The sequence below is a fragment of the Lutibacter sp. genome, from assembly GCF_016342705.1.
Taxonomy (GTDB): domain Bacteria; phylum Bacteroidota; class Bacteroidia; order Flavobacteriales; family Flavobacteriaceae; genus Lutibacter.
The window spans coordinates 180,574-202,540 of the sequence record NZ_JAEINV010000004.1 but is presented as its reverse complement, the minus strand read 5'-3'; the positions used below and the strand labels follow the sequence as shown (position 1 = coordinate 202,540).

9 protein-coding genes are annotated in these 21,967 nt (G+C 30.9%); all 9 read left to right on the top strand.

The features are described from left to right. Window positions 1–70 precede the first annotated feature (70 nt). The 9 genes from JEY78_RS05580 (at window position 71) to JEY78_RS05540 (ending at window position 21,918) form a co-directional block, all read left to right on the top strand. Window positions 71–5,638 (top strand): MG2 domain-containing protein, encoded by a 5,568-nt coding sequence (locus tag JEY78_RS05580; protein WP_291847786.1) that lies wholly within the window; start codon window positions 71–73, stop codon window positions 5,636–5,638. A gap of 7 nt (window positions 5,639–5,645) precedes the next feature. Next, window positions 5,646–7,985 carry a penicillin-binding protein 1C gene (pbpC, locus tag JEY78_RS05575; protein ID WP_291847783.1) on the top strand — a complete coding sequence of 780 codons (2,340 nt, stop codon included), beginning with the start codon at window positions 5,646–5,648 and terminating at the stop codon, window positions 7,983–7,985. A gap of 66 nt (window positions 7,986–8,051) precedes the next feature. Beyond that, the gene (locus JEY78_RS05570) at window positions 8,052–8,789 is read left to right on the top strand and encodes a LytTR family DNA-binding domain-containing protein (RefSeq protein WP_291847780.1); all 738 of its coding nucleotides are present in this window, start codon (window positions 8,052–8,054) and stop codon (window positions 8,787–8,789) included. Window positions 8,790–8,791: 2 nt separating this feature from the next. Continuing rightward, window positions 8,792–10,123: a sensor histidine kinase gene (locus JEY78_RS05565; RefSeq protein ID WP_291847777.1), complete on the top strand. Its 1,332-nt coding sequence runs from the start codon at window positions 8,792–8,794 to the stop codon at window positions 10,121–10,123. 277 nt (window positions 10,124–10,400) lie between these two features. After that, on the top strand, window positions 10,401–12,698 hold the full coding sequence (locus JEY78_RS05560) for a two-component regulator propeller domain-containing protein (protein ID WP_291847774.1): 2,298 nt from the start codon (window positions 10,401–10,403) through the stop codon (window positions 12,696–12,698). Window positions 12,699–12,700: 2 nt separating this feature from the next. Then, window positions 12,701–13,417, top strand: coding sequence for a DNA repair protein RecO (gene recO, locus JEY78_RS05555; protein ID WP_291847771.1), 717 nt, complete (start codon window positions 12,701–12,703; stop codon window positions 13,415–13,417). A 2-nt stretch (window positions 13,418–13,419) separates the two neighbouring features. Continuing rightward, on the top strand, window positions 13,420–15,867 hold the full coding sequence (locus tag JEY78_RS05550; protein WP_291847768.1) for a TonB-dependent siderophore receptor: 2,448 nt from the start codon (window positions 13,420–13,422) through the stop codon (window positions 15,865–15,867). 423 nt (window positions 15,868–16,290) lie between these two features. Beyond that, window positions 16,291–20,796, top strand: coding sequence for a LamG-like jellyroll fold domain-containing protein (locus tag JEY78_RS05545; protein WP_291847765.1), 4,506 nt, complete (start codon window positions 16,291–16,293; stop codon window positions 20,794–20,796). A 378-nt stretch (window positions 20,797–21,174) separates the two neighbouring features. Next, window positions 21,175–21,918 (top strand): T9SS type A sorting domain-containing protein, encoded by a 744-nt coding sequence (locus tag JEY78_RS05540; RefSeq protein WP_291847761.1) that lies wholly within the window; start codon window positions 21,175–21,177, stop codon window positions 21,916–21,918. Window positions 21,919–21,967 lie beyond the last annotated feature (49 nt).

The window sequence follows — 21,967 nt, the reverse complement described above, 5'->3', positions numbered from 1 at the left end:
AAATCTTTTTTTGGTTTAATTTTTTTGTAACTTCATTCAAAATTTGCTAAACCTTTAAATTCATTTCAAAATGAAAGTGAAATTCCTATTTTTAACACTTTTAGTAAGTGCTATTGTGTTTTCGTGTAAAAAAGATTCAAACCAAGAACCAAACAACATTTTTAAATTTAGAGAGTATATTAGCTACACAACTTCTGGGTTGGTTTCTATTGCCGAACCGATAAAAATTGATTTGGTTAAAGAAGTTGATTCTTGGGAGCCAAACATGGAACTTTCCCAAAAAATAATAAGCATTTCACCGGAAATTGATGGGAAATTAATAGCGCTAAATAAAAGAAGTTTACTGTTTCAACCTTCAAAAAATTTGGATGCCAATACAGAATATACAGTAACAATTTTACTTCATAAAATTTATAATAATATTCCTTCAGAATTTAAAACTTTCACTTTTAAATTTAAAACTATTGAGCAAAATTTTAGTGTAAACACTTCAAATTTTCAGTCGTACGATAGGGAATGGAAATATATTGAAGGGATTGTTAGAACCACAGATGTCTTAACCTTAGAAAATGCAAAAACAATACTTTCTGCTTCACAAAAAAATAAAAAGCTTAAAATTAAATGGAATGAATCCGATTCTTTAAGTACACAATTTCAGTTTATTATAGATAGCGTTCAACGCTTTGTGGATGATTCTGAAGTTATGATTTCTTGGACAGGTAAAAAAATGAATGTAGATAATGAAGGAGAAAGTTCCTTTAAAATTCCAGGCAAAAACAATTTCAGTATTATAAATGTGGAGGTTATTCAATCTCCTGAACAGTATTTGAAAATTAATTTCTCTGACCCAATTAAAAAGCAGCAAAATTTTGATGGATTAGTTGAAATTCAAAATGTAAAAAATGTGACTTTTGCTATGGATGGAAATATTTTAAAAGTATTTCCAAGCAACAGAGTTGCAGGTAATGTACGGGTAGATGTTTTTCAAGGAATTTCAAGTACAGATGGCTATAAACTAAAAAATAATTTTTCTGAAATTATTGCTTTTGAACAGTTAAAACCACAAGTTAGATTAATTTCTAGCGGCGTAATTTTACCAAACTCTAACGATTTAAAATTTAATTTTGAAGCTGTTAATTTAAAAGCTGTTGATGTAAGAATTATCAAAATTTTTGAAAATAACATTTTGCAATTTCTGCAAACAGATAATTTAGGAAGCAATGATAGTTACGATATTGTAAGAGTAGGTAGAAGAATTGCTAAAAAAACAATCAATCTTCAAAAAAGTGAGTTGGATGATAATGGTAAATGGAAAGCGTATTCTGTTGATTTATCAACACTTATAAAGGCCGATCCTGGCGCAATTTATAGAGTAGAATTAAGCATAAAACAGGCGTATTCTTTGTATAAATGTGATGGAATTGAGATTGCTTCAGAAGAAAATAATAGCGACGAATATTATGAAGAAGATTTTTATGCTGACGATCAAAACACCGCAGAAATCTCTGAAGATGAAGAGGAAAGAGAAGAACAATATTGGGATAATTTAATTTACAGTTATAACGATGATTATTACAATTGGCGCGACAGAGAAAATCCTTGTAAAAAAGCGTATTATTCGAATAGCGATAATGTAGTTTCAGCAAACATTTTAGCTTCAAACATTGGTGTTATTGCTAAAAAAGGAGAAAATAATTCATACTTTTTTATAGTAACAGATATTTTAACAACCAATCCAATTGGAGGCGCAAAAGTTACTTTGTACAATTATCAGCAACAAGAAATTGCGCAACTAGTGACAGATAATAGTGGCTTTACCGGGGTTGACGCCGACGTAATTGCCAGTTTCGCTATAGTTTCAAACGGAAAAAATAAAACCTACTTAAAATTAGACGATGGAAACGCACTTTCATTAAGCAATTTTAATATTTCTGGTAAAAAACTGCAAAAAGGGTTAAAAGGATTTTTATATGGAGAACGCGGCGTTTGGAGACCTGGAGATTCAATTTATTTAACCTTTGTTTTAAATGACAATGCAAATCCGCTTCCAAAAAATCATCCTATAAAATTACAAGTAACCGATGCGCGTGGAAAACTAGCCTTTAGTGAAGTTACTTCAAGTAGTGAAAATGGTTTTTATAAATTTATGGTACCAACTTCTGACACCGATCCAACTGGAAATTGGAACGGAACAGTTTCTGTTGGAGGTGCTAAATTTTACAAACAATTAAAGGTTGAAACTGTTAAACCTAATAGGCTAAAAATTAATATTGATTTTACCGATGAGGTGCTAAAAAGCAACAATCCAATGAATGGAAAATTAGCGGTAAAATGGCTACACGGAACACCTGCAAAAAACTTAAAGGCAGAAGTAAATGCTAAATTCACCAATAATTACAATGCTTTTTCTGATAAGTTGCCAGATTATATTTTTAACGATCCAACACGCGAATTTTCTTCGGAAGAAATGAAAATTTTTGAAGGAAGTTTAAATGAAAATGGTACAGCAACCATCAATAAAAAAATAAATTTAGAAAACAAAGCTCCCGGAATGTTAAACGTTGCTTTTTTATCAAAAGCATACGAAAACGGCGGCGATTTTTCTATTGATGTTATTTCAAAAAAGTATGCTCCTTACACATCTTTTGTTGGGTTAAAATTACCAAAACCAAAAGCGTATAATTCTTATGATACCGATGAAAATGTTACATTTAATGTTGCTACAATTACCGAAAGCGGAAAGCCAATCGCTAAAAATAATTTAGATATTGAAGTGTATAAAGTAGAATGGCGCTGGTGGTGGAGCGCTTCACCAGATAATTTATCAACGTACGATGGAAGTAGTTTTCATAAGCCATATAAAAAATTAAAAGTTGCTACAAATTCATCGGGAAAAGGAGCATTCAAATTAAATATTCCAGATAACGATGGTGGAAGATATTTAATTCGTGTAATTGATAAAAATGGAGGACATGCAACTGGAGCCACTGTTTATTTTTATAAAAACTGGTGGAAACGTCCTTCTAATGATCCTGAAGGTTCTAATATGTTGGTTTTTTCTTCGGATAAAGACAGCTATAATGTTGGTGAAACCGCGGTAATTACTTTTCCATCAGGTACAAACGGAAACGCTTTAATTAGTATTGAAAACGGAACGGAAGTTTTACAAAAGGTATGGCAAAAAACACAAAAAGGAGAAACAAAGGTAGAAATTCCAATTACCAAAGAAATGGCACCGAATGTGTTTGTAAATATTACGTTATTACAACCACATGCATCAACAGCTAACGATTTTCCGTTGCGTTTGTATGGTGTTATTCCTTTATTGGTTGAAGATGCAAATACACGTTTAGAGCCAATTATTACCATGCCAAAAGTGTTAAAACCTGAAGAAAAATTTACCTTAAAATTAAAAGAAAAATCAGGTAAAAAAATTACTTATACAATTGCAGTTGTTGAAGAAGGTTTGTTAGATTTAACACGCTATAAAACACCTGATATTTGGAATGCTTTTTACACGCGTGAAGCTTTGGGTGTAAAAACATGGGATATTTTTGATGATGTAATTGGAGCTTACGGTGGAAAAATTGGGCAAGTTTTTGGTATTGGAGGCGATGGTGAAGCTGCGCCAGCCAAAAACAACAAAGCTAATAGGTTTAAACCTGTAGTGCGTTATATTGGTCCGTTTACCTTGGAAAAAGGGAAAACAGCCAGTCATATCATTCAATTGCCAAAATACATTGGTTCTGTTAGAACTATGGTAATTGCAGCTGATAACAAAACCGGCGCTTATGGAAATGCAGAATTTACATCACCTGTTAGAAAACCATTAATGGTGTTGGCTTCGCTTCCTCGTAAATTAAGTCCGGGCGAAAAAGTAACCTTACCAGTTACGGTTTTTGCGTTGGAAAATAAGGTTAAAAATGTTCAAATTAGTTTAAAATTATCTAACGGAATTAAAGTAGTTGGCGCTTCATCAAAAAGCATTTCATTTGCAAATCCCGATGAAAAAATGGTGAACTTTGAATTAGATGTTTCAAATGTAAAAGGCATTGGAACTATTGAAGTTATTGCAGAAGGAAACGGAGAAAGATCGACATATAAAGTTGAAATTGATGTGGTAAATCCAAATCCAGTTTCCTCAAAATCAACAAATGTTGAATTGTCACCAAACGCAACTCAAACTATTAATTTTGCAACATTTGGAGTAAAAGGAAGTAATTATGCAACTATTGAATTTTCTACCTTACCTCCAATGGATTTTTCTGGTAGAATGCAGTATTTAATTCAATATCCACACGGTTGTGTAGAACAAACAACGTCAAGTGTTTTTCCACAGTTATTTTTAAGCGATATTCTTGATATAACTTATCAACAAAAACAAGAAATATCAAAAAACATAAAAGAGGCTATTGAGCGTTTAGGAAATTTTCAAACACCTTCAGGTGGATTAAGTTATTGGTTAGGACAAAATTTCGCAAATGATTGGGGAACAAGTTATGCAGGTCATTTTATGATAGAAGCTTCAAAAAAAGGGTATGTGTTGCCGCTAACATTTATATCAAATTGGTTAAAATATCAAAAACAAGCAGCCAGAGATTGGCGTTCAGGAAGTAATTATTCCGATTTATCCCAAGCATACAGGTTGTATACGTTGGCATTGGCTGGTTATCCCGATTTATCATCTATGAACCGTTTACGAGAATATAGTGGTTTATCTAACGATGCAAAATGGCGTTTGGCAGCTGCGTATGCTTTAGCCGGACAAAAAGAAGCGGCGGTAAAAATTTCAAGAACAGCTAATTTAAATTTTGAAGGAAATAATAATGATTATTACACCTATGGTTCTATAGATAGAAATAGAGCAATGGCCATGGAAACCATGTTGTTAACGGGTAATTCAACTTCAAAAGAATTGGCTAAATATATTGCAAAACGTTTATCATCAAATAGTTGGATGAGTACACAAACAACTGCTTATTGCTTGCTTTCAATGGCTAAAATGGTTGAAATGAATGGGGGGAAGTCCATAAAATTGCAATACACGGTGAATGCGAATAAAGCAGAAAGTATCGATTCTAAATTTGCAATTGCGCAACGTGGATTACTAATTAAAGAGGGTAAAAACACCGTTTCAATAGTGAATAAGGATGCTAATTTGGTTTTTGTAAATATTATAACCAGCGGAATTTTACCTTTAGGTGAAGAAATTGTTGAAAAACGAGGTTTGGGAGTGAATGTTGTATATAAAAATACAGAAGGAAAATATATTGATGTTTCTAAATTAGCTCAGGGAACAGAATTTGAAGCGCAAGTCACTATTAGTAATTTGAAACAAGAACAAGTTCAGAATATTGCCCTTACAGAAATATTTCCATCGGGTTGGGAAATTGTAAATACCAGATTTACTGATTTTGGAAGCACAACCGCTGGCAGTGCTAATTATACAGATATTAAAGATGATCGCGTTCATTTTTATTTCGATTTAAAACGAAACGAAACAAAAACTTTTAAAGTGTTGTTAAATGCATCGTATTTAGGAGCTTATTATTTATACGGATTGCAAGCCGAAGCCATGTACGATAATGATTATTTTACACGAACAAAAGGTCAATGGATTGAGGTTTTGAAACCGTAATTTTTTAATGAATTTAATTAAAAAACATAAAATTAAATTAATAATGGCCGTTATATTGTTAACGGCTTATTATTTTATGTTGCCCAAAAAGTTGTTTAAAAACCCAACTTCCACCGTTATTGAAAGTGTTGAAGGTAATTTATTGGGGGCTCAAATAGCCAAAGATGGTCAATGGCGTTTTCCACAAAATGATAGTGTTCCATATAAATTTAAACAATGTATTATTCAGTTTGAAGATGGTTACTTTTATAAACATCCAGGCTTTAATCCAGTATCAATATTTAAAGCTGTTTATCAAAATTTTCAATCGAAGCGGGTAAAAAGAGGCGGAAGTACATTAACGCAACAAGTAATTCGGTTAGCACGTAAAAACCAAAAGCGTACCTATTTTGAAAAATTGATAGAACTAATTTTAGCTACACGTTTAGAAGTTGGCTATTCCAAAGAAGCTATTTTAGCAATGTATGCTTCAAATGCTCCTTTTGGGAGTAATGTTGTGGGTTTAGATGCTGCTTCTTGGCGTTATTTTGGAAATGTACCCGATAATTTATCGTGGGCAGAAAGTGCTACTTTAGCAGTGCTCCCAAACGCTCCAAGTTTAATTTATCCGGGTAAAAACCAAGAACGATTGAAACAAAAACGCAATCGTTTATTAAAAAAATTACAAGAAAAAGGTATTATAGATAAATTAACGTATGATTTGGCGATTGAAGAAGAATTACCGCAGAAAGTAGTAGCTATTCCACAAATTGCACCGCATTTATTGCAAAACGCTTCGTTAAATTATCACGGAAAACGGGTGAGGACATCTGTAAAATATAACTTTCAACAAACAGTAAATCAGATTGTTAAAAATAATTATTTAGATTTAAGTCAAAATCAGATTCATAATATAGCGGTGTTGGTTTTAGATGTTAAAACACGCAAAGTGTTGGCGTATGTTGGAAATGCTCCTACCACAAAAAATCATCAAAAAGATGTTGATATTGTAACAAAAGCTAGAAGTACAGGAAGTATTTTAAAACCATTTTTATTTTCGGCAATGCTAGATGCTGGCGATATTTTACCAAATACACTGGTTGCGGATATTCCTACTCAAATAGGGAGTTACAATCCGCAAAACTTCAACAAGGAATTTGATGGAGCTGTTCCTGCAAGCGTTGCTCTGGGAAGATCGTTAAATGTTCCTGCGGTTAGAATGTTGCAAAGTTTTGGATTGGAAAGATTTCATGAGTATTTACAAAAAATGAAGTTGAAGGATGTGAAATATGGCGCAAATCATTACGGATTATCTTTAATTTTAGGTGGGGCTGAAAGCAATTTATGGGATTTATGTAAAAGCTATGGCGCAATGGCTTCAACCATAAATCATTTTGAAGAAACCAATGGAAATTATTATAAAAATGAATTTTTAGAACCGTCTTATTTAGCGGATTTTGAACCAGACTTAGGGGAAATTTCAACAGAAAAAACAATTTTTAATGCAGGCGCTATTTATTTAACTTTTGAAGCTTTAAATGAAGTAAACAGACCAGAGGGAGAGGATAATTGGGATTTCTTTGATTCCGCTAATAAAATTGCGTGGAAAACGGGTACAAGTTTTGGTTATAGAGATGCTTGGGCTGTTGGAACCACAAAAGATTATGTAGTAGGTGTTTGGGTTGGAAATGCTGATGGAGAAGGAAGACCAGGGTTGGTTGGAATAGTTGCTGCAGCTCCTATTTTATTTGATGTTTTTAATACCTTACCACAGAGTAATTGGTTTTCAAAACCATTTGATGAGTTGGTAGAAGTTGAGGTTTGTAGTAAAAGTGGTTATAGAGCTAGTGAATTTTGCGAAGAAAAGAAATTGACTTTTGTGCAACAATCAGGCTTAAAAACGGCTCCTTGTCCATATCATAAATTAGTTCATTTAGATAAAAATGAAAAATTTCAAGTAAATACATCGTGTGAAACACTAACCAATATAGTGCATAAAAATTGGTTTGTGCTGCCACCTTTACAAGCATATTACTATAAAAAAAGGAATCCTTTTTATAAAAATTTACCAAACTTTAGAAGTGATTGTTACGGTGAAAACACTTCAAATATGGAGTTTTTAGTTCCAAAAGATAATAGTACGTTTTATTTAACAAAAGATTTTAAGGAATCACAAAATGGGTTGGTTTTAAAAATTATTCATTCCAATCCTAAATCACTAATATATTGGTATTTAAATGATGAATTTATAGCTAAAACCGAAAACATTCATGAAATAAATATTACTCCAAAGCAAGGAACCTATGTTATAACAGCAGTTGATAATACAGGGAATGAAATTAAAAGTCGAATTAAAATAAATATTTAACTATTTGAACATATATTCAAAAGTTGTATCTTGCAACCAAAAGAAGCTAACTTCAACCCATAAATTATGTTACAAATTTTACTTGTAGATGACGAAAAAGATGCCTTAGAAGCTCTTGAATGGAAATTAAATAATTACGTTGAAAATATTGAGGTTACCACTTGTAATTCGCCCATTAAAGCAATTGATATTATTAATGAAGAAAAACCAGATGTGGTTTTTTTAGATATTCAAATGCCTGAAATGGATGGTTTTACAATGTTAGAGCATTTGGAAAACAGAGATTTTAATTTAATTTTCACCACTGCTCATGATGAGTTTGCTTTAAAAGCAATTAAAGTTTCAGCAATTGATTATTTATTAAAACCAGTTGATAAAGACGAATTGTTAGCGTCAATGGGAAAAATAATAAAATCTCAAAAAGGTGATTTATTGGAGAATAAATTACAACTTTTATTGAGTAATTTAAATGAAAATACTGACAAAATAAATATTTCAGCAGACGGTAAGGTATATTTGTTAGAAAAGGATGATGTTGTAATGTTGAAATCAGATAAAAGTTATACGACTATCTACCTTAAATCGGAACAAGAAATTGTAGTGTCAAAAACGTTAAAAGAAGTTGAGAAAAAATTTGCTTTCACTCAATTTTTTAGAGTTCATAATTCTTATTTAATTAATTTAAATCATGTGAAGGAATATCTAAAAGGACTAGGAGGCGAGTTGATAATGACAAATGGTTTAACAGCGAGTATTAGTAGAAACAGAAAAGCTGAATTATTTAAAAAATTATATCTGGATTAAGAATGCTTTTAGATTTTCATTCTGAAATATTTTCGTGGATAAGAGGAGGTTTATTCGTTTTATTCGTGTATCATCTATTGATTTTTTTTCAGAATAAAAGTAAGCTGTATTTATACTACAGTTTGTATTTATTAGCCCTATCTGTTTACTTCATAAAACATGTTGTTTCTGCGGAATACTCAGGAATATTTTTATACACAAACTTTGCAGTTCAATTTTTAGCCTACGCTGCATATATAGCCTTTGCTAGAGATTTATTGGATAGTAGAACGCATTTAATAAAATGGGATAGATATTTTGAATTTGCAATAAAAATACTGTTGATGTTGGCGGCATTATTTGTATTAATTCAATTGATTTTTGATTACAATTTTCAAATTAAAGCGTTTTCTATTGTAGCGCCCATTGTATCAATTTTCACCATAATTTCTTATTATATAATTCTTACTAGAATAAAAGATGCTTCTGCATTTTATTTTGTGTTAGGATCATTTATATACGTTTTTTTAGCTAACATTAGCTTTTTAGAATTATTTATTGGACCTGACTTTTTTTTAAATTTAGGAGTACAGCCAATGTTCTTTATTTATTTGGGAGCTATTTTACAGTGTATTATTTTTTCTGTAATTATTGGGTTTATTATTAAAAGAATTGAGCAAAAAAGCAAAAATGCAGAAGTGCGACTAGCAGTGAAATTAAAAGAAATGGAGGAACTTAAAATGACAGCTTTACAAAGTCAAATGAATCCACATTTTTTATTTAATTCATTAAATTCAATAAATAATTTTGTTATAAAAAACGAAGTTGAAAAGGCGTCTGACTATATTACAAAATTCTCTAAACTTATTAGGGTTATTTTAAATAGTTCATCTAGCCCAACTTCAAAACTATCCGAGGAACTTGATATTTTGGCATTGTATGTGAAAATGGAACAAATGCGTGTGAGTGGAGGATTCGATTATGTAGTAAATATTGATAAAAACGTAAATTTAGATAAGATAAAAGTACCTCCATTATTTTTACAACCTTTTATAGAAAATTCTATTTGGCATGGAATCATGAAAATAGAAGGCCATAAGTTTATTGAGCTTAAAATTAAATTGGAAGGAGAAAGTGTTTTGTGTTTGGTAATGGATAATGGAATAGGTATTAATATAGCAAAAGAGCAATCTCATATGTCTCATAAGCGTAAATTTTTCGGTATTGAAGCTACAGAAAATAGGATACGTATGTTATATCAAAATAAAAACGTAAAAATTGAAACAAAAGACATTGGTGATGGGTTTAAAACAGGTACTCAAGTTTTAATTCAATTCCCTTATATTTCAGTTTAAAATACCATTTATTTAGTAAATCTTACCATTTGCATATTTTTTAATTCGTTTTGTATATTTTGTTGAAAAAAAAGAATATTCGTGAGTATATTTGTTATGTATTATTGTCAAGAGGGGTTTTGGCACTATACATTTAAAACATTAAATAAGTCTTTGGGGTTGATTTATTTATTCCTTGAACATTGTAAGTACGTATTACAATGTTCAAGGTTTTTTTTTGCATTTTACTTTACTTTAATTAAATGCTATGAAATAAATAAATATATTTGAATTATTTATGAAAAAATTCACTCAAATACTATTTTTATTTACAATTTTCCAAGCATGGAGTCAAGTGGACTTTTCTAATTCTTGGGAAGATTATTATTCTTATAATAATGTGAAAGATTTTGTGAAAATTGATAATGAAATTTTCGCCATTTCTGATAATGCTTTTTTTACCTACAATCTTTTAGATGGGAATGTGAAAAAAATGTCTTCTATTAACGGCTTGTCTGGGGAATCAACATCAAGTTTTTGCTATAGTAAAAAGTTTAAAAAAACAGTCATTGGTTATGAAAATGGATTAATTGAAATAATTGACTCTAATGGTACAATAAACGTTGCTAAAGACATTGTTAATTTTAATTATTCAGGAAACAAGAAGATTAATGATATTTTTGAATTTGAAAATAAAATATACATTGCAACATCATTTGCAATAATTGTGTATGATTTAGAAAAGTTACAGTTTGGAGATACCTATTTTATTGGAAATCAATCTTCAGAACTATACATTAATCAAATTAAAATCTTTGAAAATAAAATTTATGCAGCCACTGAAAATGGTATTTATATAGCGGATTTAACAAATCCAAACTTAATAGATTTTAATAACTGGGCACACTATTTTTCAGGTAATTTTAGCGCTATAGAGGTTTTTAATAATAAAATGTACGCAGCAAATAATAGGACATTATATAGTATTGAAAACAATGCATTAGTAAATGTTAAAGCATATTCTCAGGCTATAATTAAATTAAGAGCTACTTCGGATTATTTAACAATATCAACAGCTAAAGTTGTATATGTAAATAACATAGACAATGTGGAGCAATTAAAATATACGTCATCTTCCTCAAATCCATATTATTTTAATGTAAATACGGCTTTTTATGAAGATGAATCACTTTTAATTGGAACCATGGAGTATGGCATACTTAAAAGCCATAAAAATGATTTAGAAGATTTTCAAGAAATTCACCCAAATGGGCCTTATACCAATTATCCATTTTCAATTGCAGTTAAAAATAGTGATTTATGGATAGTTTATGGGAGTTATGATCAATCCTATACACCTTTAGGGAAAAGATATGGCGTAAGTCACTTTAACTCCAGTAAATGGGTAAACATTCCATATAATAAATTAAATTTAAGTGATTTAGTACATGTTACATTTGATCCATTAGCTGAAAATAAAGTGTATATAAGTTCTTGGGGCGGTGGAATGCTTGTGCTTGAAAATAATGAAGTAGTAACTCATTGGAACCATTTAAACAGTGGCTTGGAAAAATTGGTGTACTCAAATCCAAACTATGTGAGTATTAGAATAAATGGATCTGCATTTGATTCTCAAGGAAATTTATGGATAGCAAATGCTTGGGTTGATAAACGTGTAAAAAAGTATTCATTAGATGGAACTTGGTCTAGTTTTGATATGAGTGCTGTAATAACTAATAATGCTTTTGGTTTGAACGAGTTAATAGTTGATAATTTAAATACTGTATGGATTGGATCTAGAAGAAATGGCATTTTAGTTTTTAATGAAAATGGAAATAGAAAAAAAGCTTTAACGAGTGAACAGTTTAAAGGATTGTTACCAGATTTAAACGTTAGAACATTACAAATGGATAAAAGTAATAGGCTATGGATTGGTACTTTGGGCGGTTTAGTTGTGCTTTACAATGCAAGTAATGTTTTTGATAGTAATTCTATAGAAGCAGAACCGGTAATATTTTCAGAAAACGGAATACCAAAAAAATTATTGGGAGAGGAAGTTGTAAATTCAATAGCCATTGATGGTGCTGATAATAAATGGTTTGGTACGGCTACAGGAGGCGTTTTACAAACAAATCCAAACGGTACAGTTACTTTAAAAAGTTTTAATAAAGATAATTCACCATTACCTTCAAATAATATTTTAAAAATAGCCATTGACAATAATTCAGGGAAAGTGTATTTTGCTACAGACAAAGGAATTGTTGCTTATAAAAGTAACGTAGCTTCTTATGGAGAAAGCTTAACGGAAGTATATGCATTTCCAAATCCATCAACAAAAAGCAATAACTTTATTACAATAGATGGTAGAAAAGGGGCTCATTTACCGAATAAAACAAATGTAAAAATTTTAGATACAGCAGGGAACTTAGTCTATGAGACAAATGTGAAAGAAGGACAGGAGTTGTATGGTGGTAAAGTTGTGTGGGATAAAACAAATTTAGGAGGGAAGAAAGTGGCCTCTGGAATTTATATTGTATTAGTATCTTCTAGTGATGGCACAGAAACAGCCATAACTAAAATTGCAATTATCAATTAGAAATGATTGAAGCAACCAAAGCCATAGTAATTAACACTATAAAATACGGAGATACAAGCTTAATTGCAACCTGTTATACCGAAAAATGCGGTATAAAAACGTATATGTTAAAGGGAATTTTAACATCTAAAAAAGGAAAAATCAGATCAGCTTATTTTCAACCTTTAAATCAGCTAATTTTAACTGCAAATCATAATAATAAGGGTGCTTTAAATTCCATTAGAGATATTGAAATCATTAATTTTTATAGCTATTTGCATACCGATATTAAAAAACAGTCGATTGCATTATTTTTATCAGAAATTTTATATTATTCAATACGAGAAGAAGAGCAAAACAGCACGTTATTTTCCTATTTAGAAACGTCTTTTTTATGGCTAGATACCCATGAAGATATTTCTAATTTTCATTTGCTCTTTTTATTGAATTTAACCAAATATTTAGGGTTTTATCCAGAAAAACAGCAATTTAATAGCTTGTATTTTGATTTATTAGAAGGGTGTTTTACAAATTCAAGAACTTCTAATACTGTGGAAGGTGAAAATTTAGTTCAATTTAAGAAGCTCTTTGGTATTAATTTTGATGCGTTGCATATGGTTGATTTTAATGCAACAAATAGACAATCAATTTTAACAATTTTAATTCAATATTTTGAATTGCATTTAAGTGGTTTTAAAAAACCGAAGTCTTTAAATGTATTAAAGTCTGTATTTAACTAATTATGAGAGTATTATTTTTACTTTTAATTTTTTCAATTTCTACCTACGCACAACAAGTTAAGGTTGTAGATAGAAGTTCAAACTTTCCAATTCAAGGAGTTACCATTTATAACGATTCAAATAATACGGTTGTTTCAACCAATAAAAATGGAATTGCGGATTTATCCGATTTTAAAGACGTTGATATTATTTCATTCAATCATTTATCGTATTATGAATTTGAAATTTTAAAGCGCGAATTATCAGTTATTGAGTTTGTTGTTTATTTAAATAAGCGATCAGAACAATTAGATGAAATTATTCTATCGGCATCAAAAGGGGAAGAAAAAAGAAGTAGAGTAGCCGAGCAATTTACAATAGCATCGCTACAAGAAATTAAAAAAATTGCGCCACAAACATCGGCTGATTTATTGGCGAATTTACCAGGGATTAGAGTTCAAAAAACCCAATCGGGTGGAGGAAGTCCGGTTTTAAGAGGAATGGAAGCTAATAGAGTTTTATTGGTAGTTGACGGCGTTAGAATGAATAATGCAATTTATAGAACAGGTCATTTGCAAAATTCTATTACAGTATCACCAAACGTTATAGAAAGAACTGAAGTTATTTTTGGACCATCCTCAGTTATTTATGGGTCTGACGCATTAGGTGGGGTCATACATTATTTTACAAAAACGCCAAAAGTTAGTGATATAGAGGAGGTAAATGGCGCGGTATATTCCAGATTTAGTTCCGTTAATAATGAAATTACCAATGAAGCTAATGTAGAAATTAGAAGAAAAAAATGGGCTTCTTACACCAGTGTTTCTTATAGTGAATTTGGAGAAACAAAAATGGGAAAAAACCGAACTCATGGCTTTGAAGATTGGGGAAAAGTAGTTGAATATTCAAATAATACAAACACTTTTTACAATGCAAACTCCGTAATAAATTCAAAGGAATATGTACAAAAAAACACGGATTATAATCAAACTGATATTTTGCAGAAAGTGGTAATACCTTTAAACACAAAAAATGATTTGGTGTTTAATTTTCAGTATTCAACGTCATCAAACATTAATAATTTTGAAGATTTAGCAGAATATTCAAATGGGAAATTAAAAAATGCAGAATCGTACTACGGACCACAAAAAAGATTTCTTTTTTCAACCCAATTAAAGTTAAATTCAAATAAAAAATGGTTAGAGAGTGGAGTTATTACAGCAGCATATCAAGATGTGGAAGAATCTAGAATTCAAAGAAAATTTTTCAGCTTAGATAGAACTTATAGAATTGAAAATGTTGATGTATTTAGTTTAAATGGCGACTTTTTTGTGCCACTTACTTCCGCAAAAAACAGAATTTTATCGTACGGTTTTGAAGGAACTCATAATGATGTAGGTTCTAACGCTTACGGTAGAACTTTAGAAGTTTATGGAGATAAAGTGGTTGGTTTTTCAAATAACTTTGTGGTACAATCAAGATATCCAGATGGAGGTGGAACAAGTACAAGTGTGGCAACCTATGTAAATTACAGACAAGATATTAATAAAAAATCCACCTTAAATACAGGTATTAGATATGTAAATACCAACTTAACCGCTAAATGGATAGATAATACGTTTATAACGCTTCCAGACTCAGATATCTCTTTAAATACTTCGGCAGTAACCGCCACCATTGGTTATGCTTTTAAACCCAAAAATGATTGGCAGTTAAATGGTGTGGTTTCTTCAGGATTTAGAGCACCAAATTTAGATGATATTGGCAAAGTTAGAGAGAAATCTGGTAATGTAACAGTGCCAAATACGAGTTTAGAGCCAGAATATGTCTATAATTTTGAAACCAGTGTTTTAAAATATTTCAAAGAAAAAACATTTCAAACGGGCTTAAATGTTTATTACACCTTATTATCAAATTATATTACGAGAGATTATTATACATTAAATAATAGCCAAACTATTGTGTATGATGGAGAAGTTGGAAACGTTGTGGCAAATGTAAATAAAGACAATGCTTATATTATTGGAGGCACTTTTAGCTTAAAAGGAAGCATTAATGAACAATGGTTTACAAGAGGTTCAGTAACATACACCAAAGGAATGGCTTATGATACAAAAGAGCCGCTTTCTTCCATACCGCCTATATTTGGCTTATTTGAAATTGGTTTTGAAAAAGAGCGCTTTCAAGCGAATGTAAATTTCAAATTCAATCAAAAAAAGAAATTAGAAGATTATAATTTAATTGAAGGTATTGATAGTGTGGAACAAGTGCCATTTATTACTGAAACCAATCAGTATTATGGTTCCCCTAGCTGGAATACCATAAATTTTAATTCTAATTACAAAATTAATAATAGTATTACTTGCTTTGTTAATGTAGACAATATTTTGGATGTACATTACAAAGAATTCGCATCATCCATAAGCGCACCCGGTAGAAATTTATCTCTTTCTTTGTTGTTGAGTATTTAGTAGTTTTATGAGCATTAACTATAAACTAAAAAATAAAGTTTATTAACTATTTTCTCAAGAATTAAATTTAGTATCTTATTATTATTTAGATGGTAATTTTACCATTTACTATATAAAACAAGTTATACATAGTATTTATCCACCTGTTTATTAAAAAAATAAACCGCTTTAAATTAGGAAGTTACATTTTATATTACTACTTTAGTCAGTCCAAAACCCCAACACCATGAAATTTAAAATGATTTTCATTAAAACATAGTTTATATATTAAATTATTGTTAATAACTAGTTCTTTAACTATGTATGAGTTTGAATAAAAAAGAACTCCTACTATAGAGTCAATTTTAATTTAAATAGGAAACATAAAATTCTTCAAAAAGCATTTTATTTAAATTTTCGAAATAACATAGCACCCGTATGTTTATGAAAAAAATTACTACTTTATTTGCATTGTTTATATTATTTTTTACGAATGTTTTTTCGCAAACTACAATTATTCATCAAGCAGACTTTGAATCAAGTGTAGATGGTTGGTTAGATGGGGGTGCAAATGCTTTTCGTTCAAATTCTAATGCTTATAGCGGCACATACGATTTATGTATTGGAGGTAATACAACTTCTTCAAACTGGATAAGCCCGTCATTCGCACTTTCTGCATATGATAAAGTAGATTTCAAGTTTTTCTTTTATGCCAGTGGGTTCGATAATTATGAAGAATTCTATATTGAATATAGAAATATTTCCACAGCTTCTTGGAAAATTATAGCAACTTTTAGAAAAGGAGATATTACATTTACTACAAAAACTGGTGATTTTGGCAATAACTATTTTTTAGCGAAAACAGTTACTCTATTTAAAACAACAAATACTTTTCCAATAACTTCAACTGCTCAATTTAGAGTTAGAAGCAATTCTAGTGATAATAATGAATATATATATTTTGATAAAGTTACTATTTCAGGGACAACTTATAAAACTCCAATAAAAGGCCCTGGAGGAATAACTACCAATTTAGATTTATGGTTAAGAGCTGATAAGCTAGATGGGCTTAACGTGGCATTAGATGGAAGTAATGTAAGCAAGTGGGTTGATATAGGTAAAGGTAATGATGCAGAGGTTGTTGTCCCTGGTGAAGAACCAGTATATCGAAATAGTTTGGCAAGAAATTTAAACTTTAACCCTGTAATTGATTTTGAAAATGATAATAACACTTCGGCTCCGGACATGTCTTATATTAATACAAGAGATGAATTGAAAGGAACAGGAGGTTTTAATAGTAATGACATTTTTATGGTGGTAATACCAGATCCATCAATTACTACCACTATGATTCCGATGGACACTTTTACTAGTACAGACCCTGCAGAAACAACTTATTCTGAAGATGTAACTGGAGTTGGTTATGGAGGATATACAGCTCGTTTTGTTAATGAATATTTTACTTATTGTATAGGTACCACACAGCAAAAAAACCCATCTCCTCCTGAACCTTGGCTTAACAGCGGTTATGGGCGTGCAGACACGAGTGGTTCAACCAATTACAATCAAATAGGCATTATTAATGTTCAACAAAATGCTTCTAATACAAACATGGAAATTTATCTAAACTCAAATATTGTAGGCACAACTACTAGTGATTTAAGCAATTATAAGATGATTAATAACACAAGATATTGGTTAGGTAGAAGTCAGTATTGGAATGGGAGTTTCGATGGAAGAATTGCCGAAGTAATTACATATTCTGTGCGTAAAAATGATGTAACAGAACGAAAAAAAATAGAAAGCTATTTAGCGATTAAGTATGGTATTACTCTAGGTGTAAACGGGACAAGTAAAAATTATGTTGATAGTAATGGGAATGTTATTTGGGACACAACAGCAAACGCTGGATTTAATTATGATATTGCTGGAATAGGTAGAGATGATAATTCGTCATTAAATCAAAAACAATCTAAAAGTGTAAATACAGGTAGTTTAATAACCATTGGATTAGGAGAAGTGGTTAGTACAAATAGTCAAAATGTTAGTAATAACAAATTAAGTTTTACAACAGATAGAGATTTCTTAGTTTGGGGAAACAATAATGGTAACTTTAACACAGCATCTGAAGCTTCCAGAAGTATTAGTTTAAGTGGTGTTACCACTACATTTACACCCGTTTCTAGGAAATGGAAAATTATGGAAAGTAAAAACGATGTGCCAGAGGTAGTGGTGTCAATACCAACAGCAAGTTTAGCAAGTAATATTCCTTTAATAGCAAACGAAGAATATATGTTAGTGGTTTCTGATAACGCAAGTTTTGGAAATGCTAATATTATTGATGTTGTTCCCTTTACGGTTAATGGTTTAACTTCTGAAGTTTGGTATGATTTTGATGGTACTATTGCATTAGGAACAGCAAAATATTTTACCATTGCAAAGGCTACTAGGGTAGTTCAAAAGCGTAGGGTAGATTTTGGAGCAGGCGAATTTCTTTTGGGAGATAGTAGTTTAGAATTAACAACTAATTTTACCGTTTCGGCTTGGGTGCAAAATAATGGAGTTGGAGGAAGTTTTATTTCAAAAGGAACCGGATTTAATTTTAAAATAAATGGCAGCAATCAAGTTGTGGTAGATTGGAATGGAAGTACACAGCTAACATCAACAAACACTATTACCAATAAGTGGCATCATATAGCGCTAAGTTTTAGTGCTGGAACAGCAATGTTGTATTTGGATGGTGTTTTGGATAAAACGGTAACTGGCCTAAGCAACCCAGCAAGTAGCGCGTATAAATTTTCAATCGGCGCTTTATATACCAATAAAAACAGTATTGCATCGTTTAATGGAACTGTAGACGAAGTCCGTATTTGGCATGCCGCTTTAAGCGTGACGGAAATAAGATATATTATGAATCAAGAAATTGAAGTATTTACAACCAAAGTAAATGGTAAAATTCTCCCACAAACAATTACTAAGAATGATATTAAGCTTAGAGATTGGTCTGATTTAGAGGCGTATTACGATATGAATTCCTATTATGGTACTACTGTTGAAGATAATTCATTAAATAAATATTGGGCGCGTATTAAATATTTAACAAAAGATAAACAACTAGTGGAAGCTCAAACAGCACCATTGCCTTATGAATCTGCTACAAATGGAAACTGGGATACCGCGGGAACATGGCTGAATAATACAGTGCAATACCTACCAAATTCAATAATTTATGGAACGCCAGTAGATTGGAATATTGTAGCAACTAATAACAACGTGAATACAACTCGTGGAGTTACTGTTTTAGGATTGCTGAATAATACCAACGAATTATCAATTAATGCCAATAATCACTTAACAATATCACATTATTTATTATTAAACGGCGTCATAGATTTAGATGGAGAGTCACAATTAGTACAAGGTGAAGATAGTGATTTAGATGCTTCAAGTACGGGTTATATAGAAAGGGATCAGCAAGGAGTTGGAAATAGGTACCGTTATAATGATTGGTCATCTCCAGTAATTAGAACTAACACGGCTGCAGGAACACCTTTTACCATTGCCAATGTGTTAAAAGATGGTACAATACCAAGTGCTCCAGGACCAATAGTATTTAACAATACTAGTTATGATGGCGCTACTTCTCCTATGACTTTAAGCACCTATTGGATGTATAAATATGCTAATTCTCCCGATAATGATTATAGTTCATGGCAACAAATTAGAAGCACTGGTAATTTATACCCAGGAGAAGGATTTTTAATGAAAGGAACCGGAAATCCGGGTGCGCCAGATCAAAATTATGTATTTGTTGGAAAACCAAACAATGGAGATATTACATTAGCGGTTTCTGGCACTTATGATTATTTAATAGGGAATCCATATCCATGTGCCATAGACAGTAGAAAGTTTATTATAGACAATGGTCCAACTGGAACATCATCTATTACAGGAGCAATTTATTATTGGGAACATTATGGTGGTGATACACACAATTTAAAAGATTATCAGGCAGGTTACGGAACCTATAGTTTGGGTGGAGGTGTTCAGGCCACAGCACACCCAGCTGTAAGTGCTTCGGGAAGTGCTGTTAAAATGCCAGAACAGTATTTGCCTGTTGCACAAGGGTTCTTTGTACAAGGAGATCCAGATGGAGGAACCATTATTTTTAAAAACAGCCAAAGAGTATTTGAAACTGAAGCAGGGGGAAGTTCAGTATTTATGAAAGGTGAAAATGCGAAGTCTACAGCCTTAAATAAAACAACTGCGGATCTTAGACCAAAATACAGGATTGGTTTTGACGCGCCTAAAATTGATCATAGGCAATTGTTGCTTACAATTGATGAAGTTGCAACTGACGGGTATGATTGGGGCTATGATGCAGAAATATATGAAATTTTTGAAGATGATATGTATTGGATGATTGAAAATAAAAAATATGTAATACAGGCTACTAATTTAGTTGAAATAAATAAAGAAATACCTATTGGAGTGGTCACTACTGAAGGAGGGTTAATAACTATTAAAGTAGATGCATTAGAAAATATAGAAGACAATTTAGGAGTGTTTTTAAAAGATAGGGATACAAATCAAATATATGATATTACAAACACCACCTATCAAACAAATTTACCAGCAGGAGAGTATCATACTAAATTTTCAGTTACTTTTAAAACAAACAATGCGCTTTCTGTTCATAATGAATCATTAAATAAGGATTTTGTAGTCTATTTTAATAAGGACGATAAAACCGTAATAGTAAAGAATAAAAAGTTACTTAAAATTACTGAAATTAGTTTGTTTAGTATTTTAGGACAAAACATTAAAAGTTTTAAAACAACTGGTATTTTACAAGAGGCTGCCTACCCGGTAAATGTTTCAGATGGTATATATGTTCTTAAAGTAGAAACGGAGGATGGTTTTTTCATTAAAAAGCTATTTTTAAATTAAAATTAATCCACGTAAACAAAATAAAGAGGCCAATTGCCTCTTTTTTTTGTTAAAAAGTACCACTCAAACAAGTTTTAGAGGGTGATTTTAGCTGATGTTTGTCACAAAAAGCAAATAAATGGTACGTTTTTATCAATAAATGGTAAATATTTATGTTTTTTGTTTTTTTGTAAGCTTTTTCTTTGTAAATTTATCCTATAATTAAAAAACCTCTTACTAGCCATGAATTTAATACTTATAAAAATTATTTCTCCACCGGAATAAATAAGTTTAACACCAGATTTGATTTTAACTCACTTTAAGTGAATAACCCTTGTTGTTTTTACAGCATGTATGACTATATAATTTAGTTTTTAATAACATATAAAACCCCATGTTATGAAAAAAGCAGTACTTTTTACCTTAGCAATAATAATCACCTCTTTATCTTTCTCACAAATGAAAGATACACGCCAAAAATTTAGAATTGGCTTTGACGGTGACAAAATAGATTACAGACAAATATTACTAACGATTGATAAAAACGCAACCGATGATGTGGATTGGGGCTATGATGGTGAAATGTATCAAGTTTTTGAAGATGATATGTTTTGGGTGATAAAAGATAAAAAATATGTGATTCAAGCAACCAATCTAATACATATAGATAAAGAAATTCCGTTAGGAATCATTTCTTCAGGAGGTGAAATAGCTATAAAAGTAGATGCATTAGAAAACCCTTGCGAAACTATGGTAGTTTATTTAAAAGATAAGGAATTGAATGAAGTGTATGAAATTCAAAATGAAACCTATAAAATAACATTACCAGCAGGAGAATATACCAATAGATTTGCAATTACGTTTAAAGAATATAAAAAGGAAATAGAACAGCCAATTTTTGTAATAAAAGATTTAGATATTTATTACGACGGTTTAAACTCAAGAATTATATTAAACAACCCTAATGAAGTAACATTGGCAAGTGTAAATATGTACAATTCCATTGGGCAACACATTAAAAGTTGGGATAACAATAGCCATGCAAACTACATAGATATTCCTGTAAATGTAAAACCAGGTGTTTATTTTTTACAATCTATTACAGATATAGGGAAATCTACTAAAAAAATAGTCGTAAACTAAAATAAGTAATTTGTTTTAAAAACAAATCCAATAGTACGTAAAAAGGCGC

Coding starts and splice junctions, on each gene's coding strand:
- JEY78_RS05580 (WP_291847786.1), top strand. CDS start 71: ATGAAAGTGAAATTCCTATTTTTAACACTTTTAGTAAGTGCTATTGTG.
- pbpC (WP_291847783.1), top strand. CDS start 5,646: ATGAATTTAATTAAAAAACATAAAATTAAATTAATAATGGCCGTTATA.
- JEY78_RS05570 (WP_291847780.1), top strand. CDS start 8,052: ATGTTACAAATTTTACTTGTAGATGACGAAAAAGATGCCTTAGAAGCT.
- JEY78_RS05565 (WP_291847777.1), top strand. CDS start 8,792: ATGCTTTTAGATTTTCATTCTGAAATATTTTCGTGGATAAGAGGAGGT.
- JEY78_RS05560 (WP_291847774.1), top strand. CDS start 10,401: ATGAAAAAATTCACTCAAATACTATTTTTATTTACAATTTTCCAAGCA.
- recO (WP_291847771.1), top strand. CDS start 12,701: ATGATTGAAGCAACCAAAGCCATAGTAATTAACACTATAAAATACGGA.
- JEY78_RS05550 (WP_291847768.1), top strand. CDS start 13,420: ATGAGAGTATTATTTTTACTTTTAATTTTTTCAATTTCTACCTACGCA.
- JEY78_RS05545 (WP_291847765.1), top strand. CDS start 16,291: ATGAAAAAAATTACTACTTTATTTGCATTGTTTATATTATTTTTTACG.
- JEY78_RS05540 (WP_291847761.1), top strand. CDS start 21,175: ATGAAAAAAGCAGTACTTTTTACCTTAGCAATAATAATCACCTCTTTA.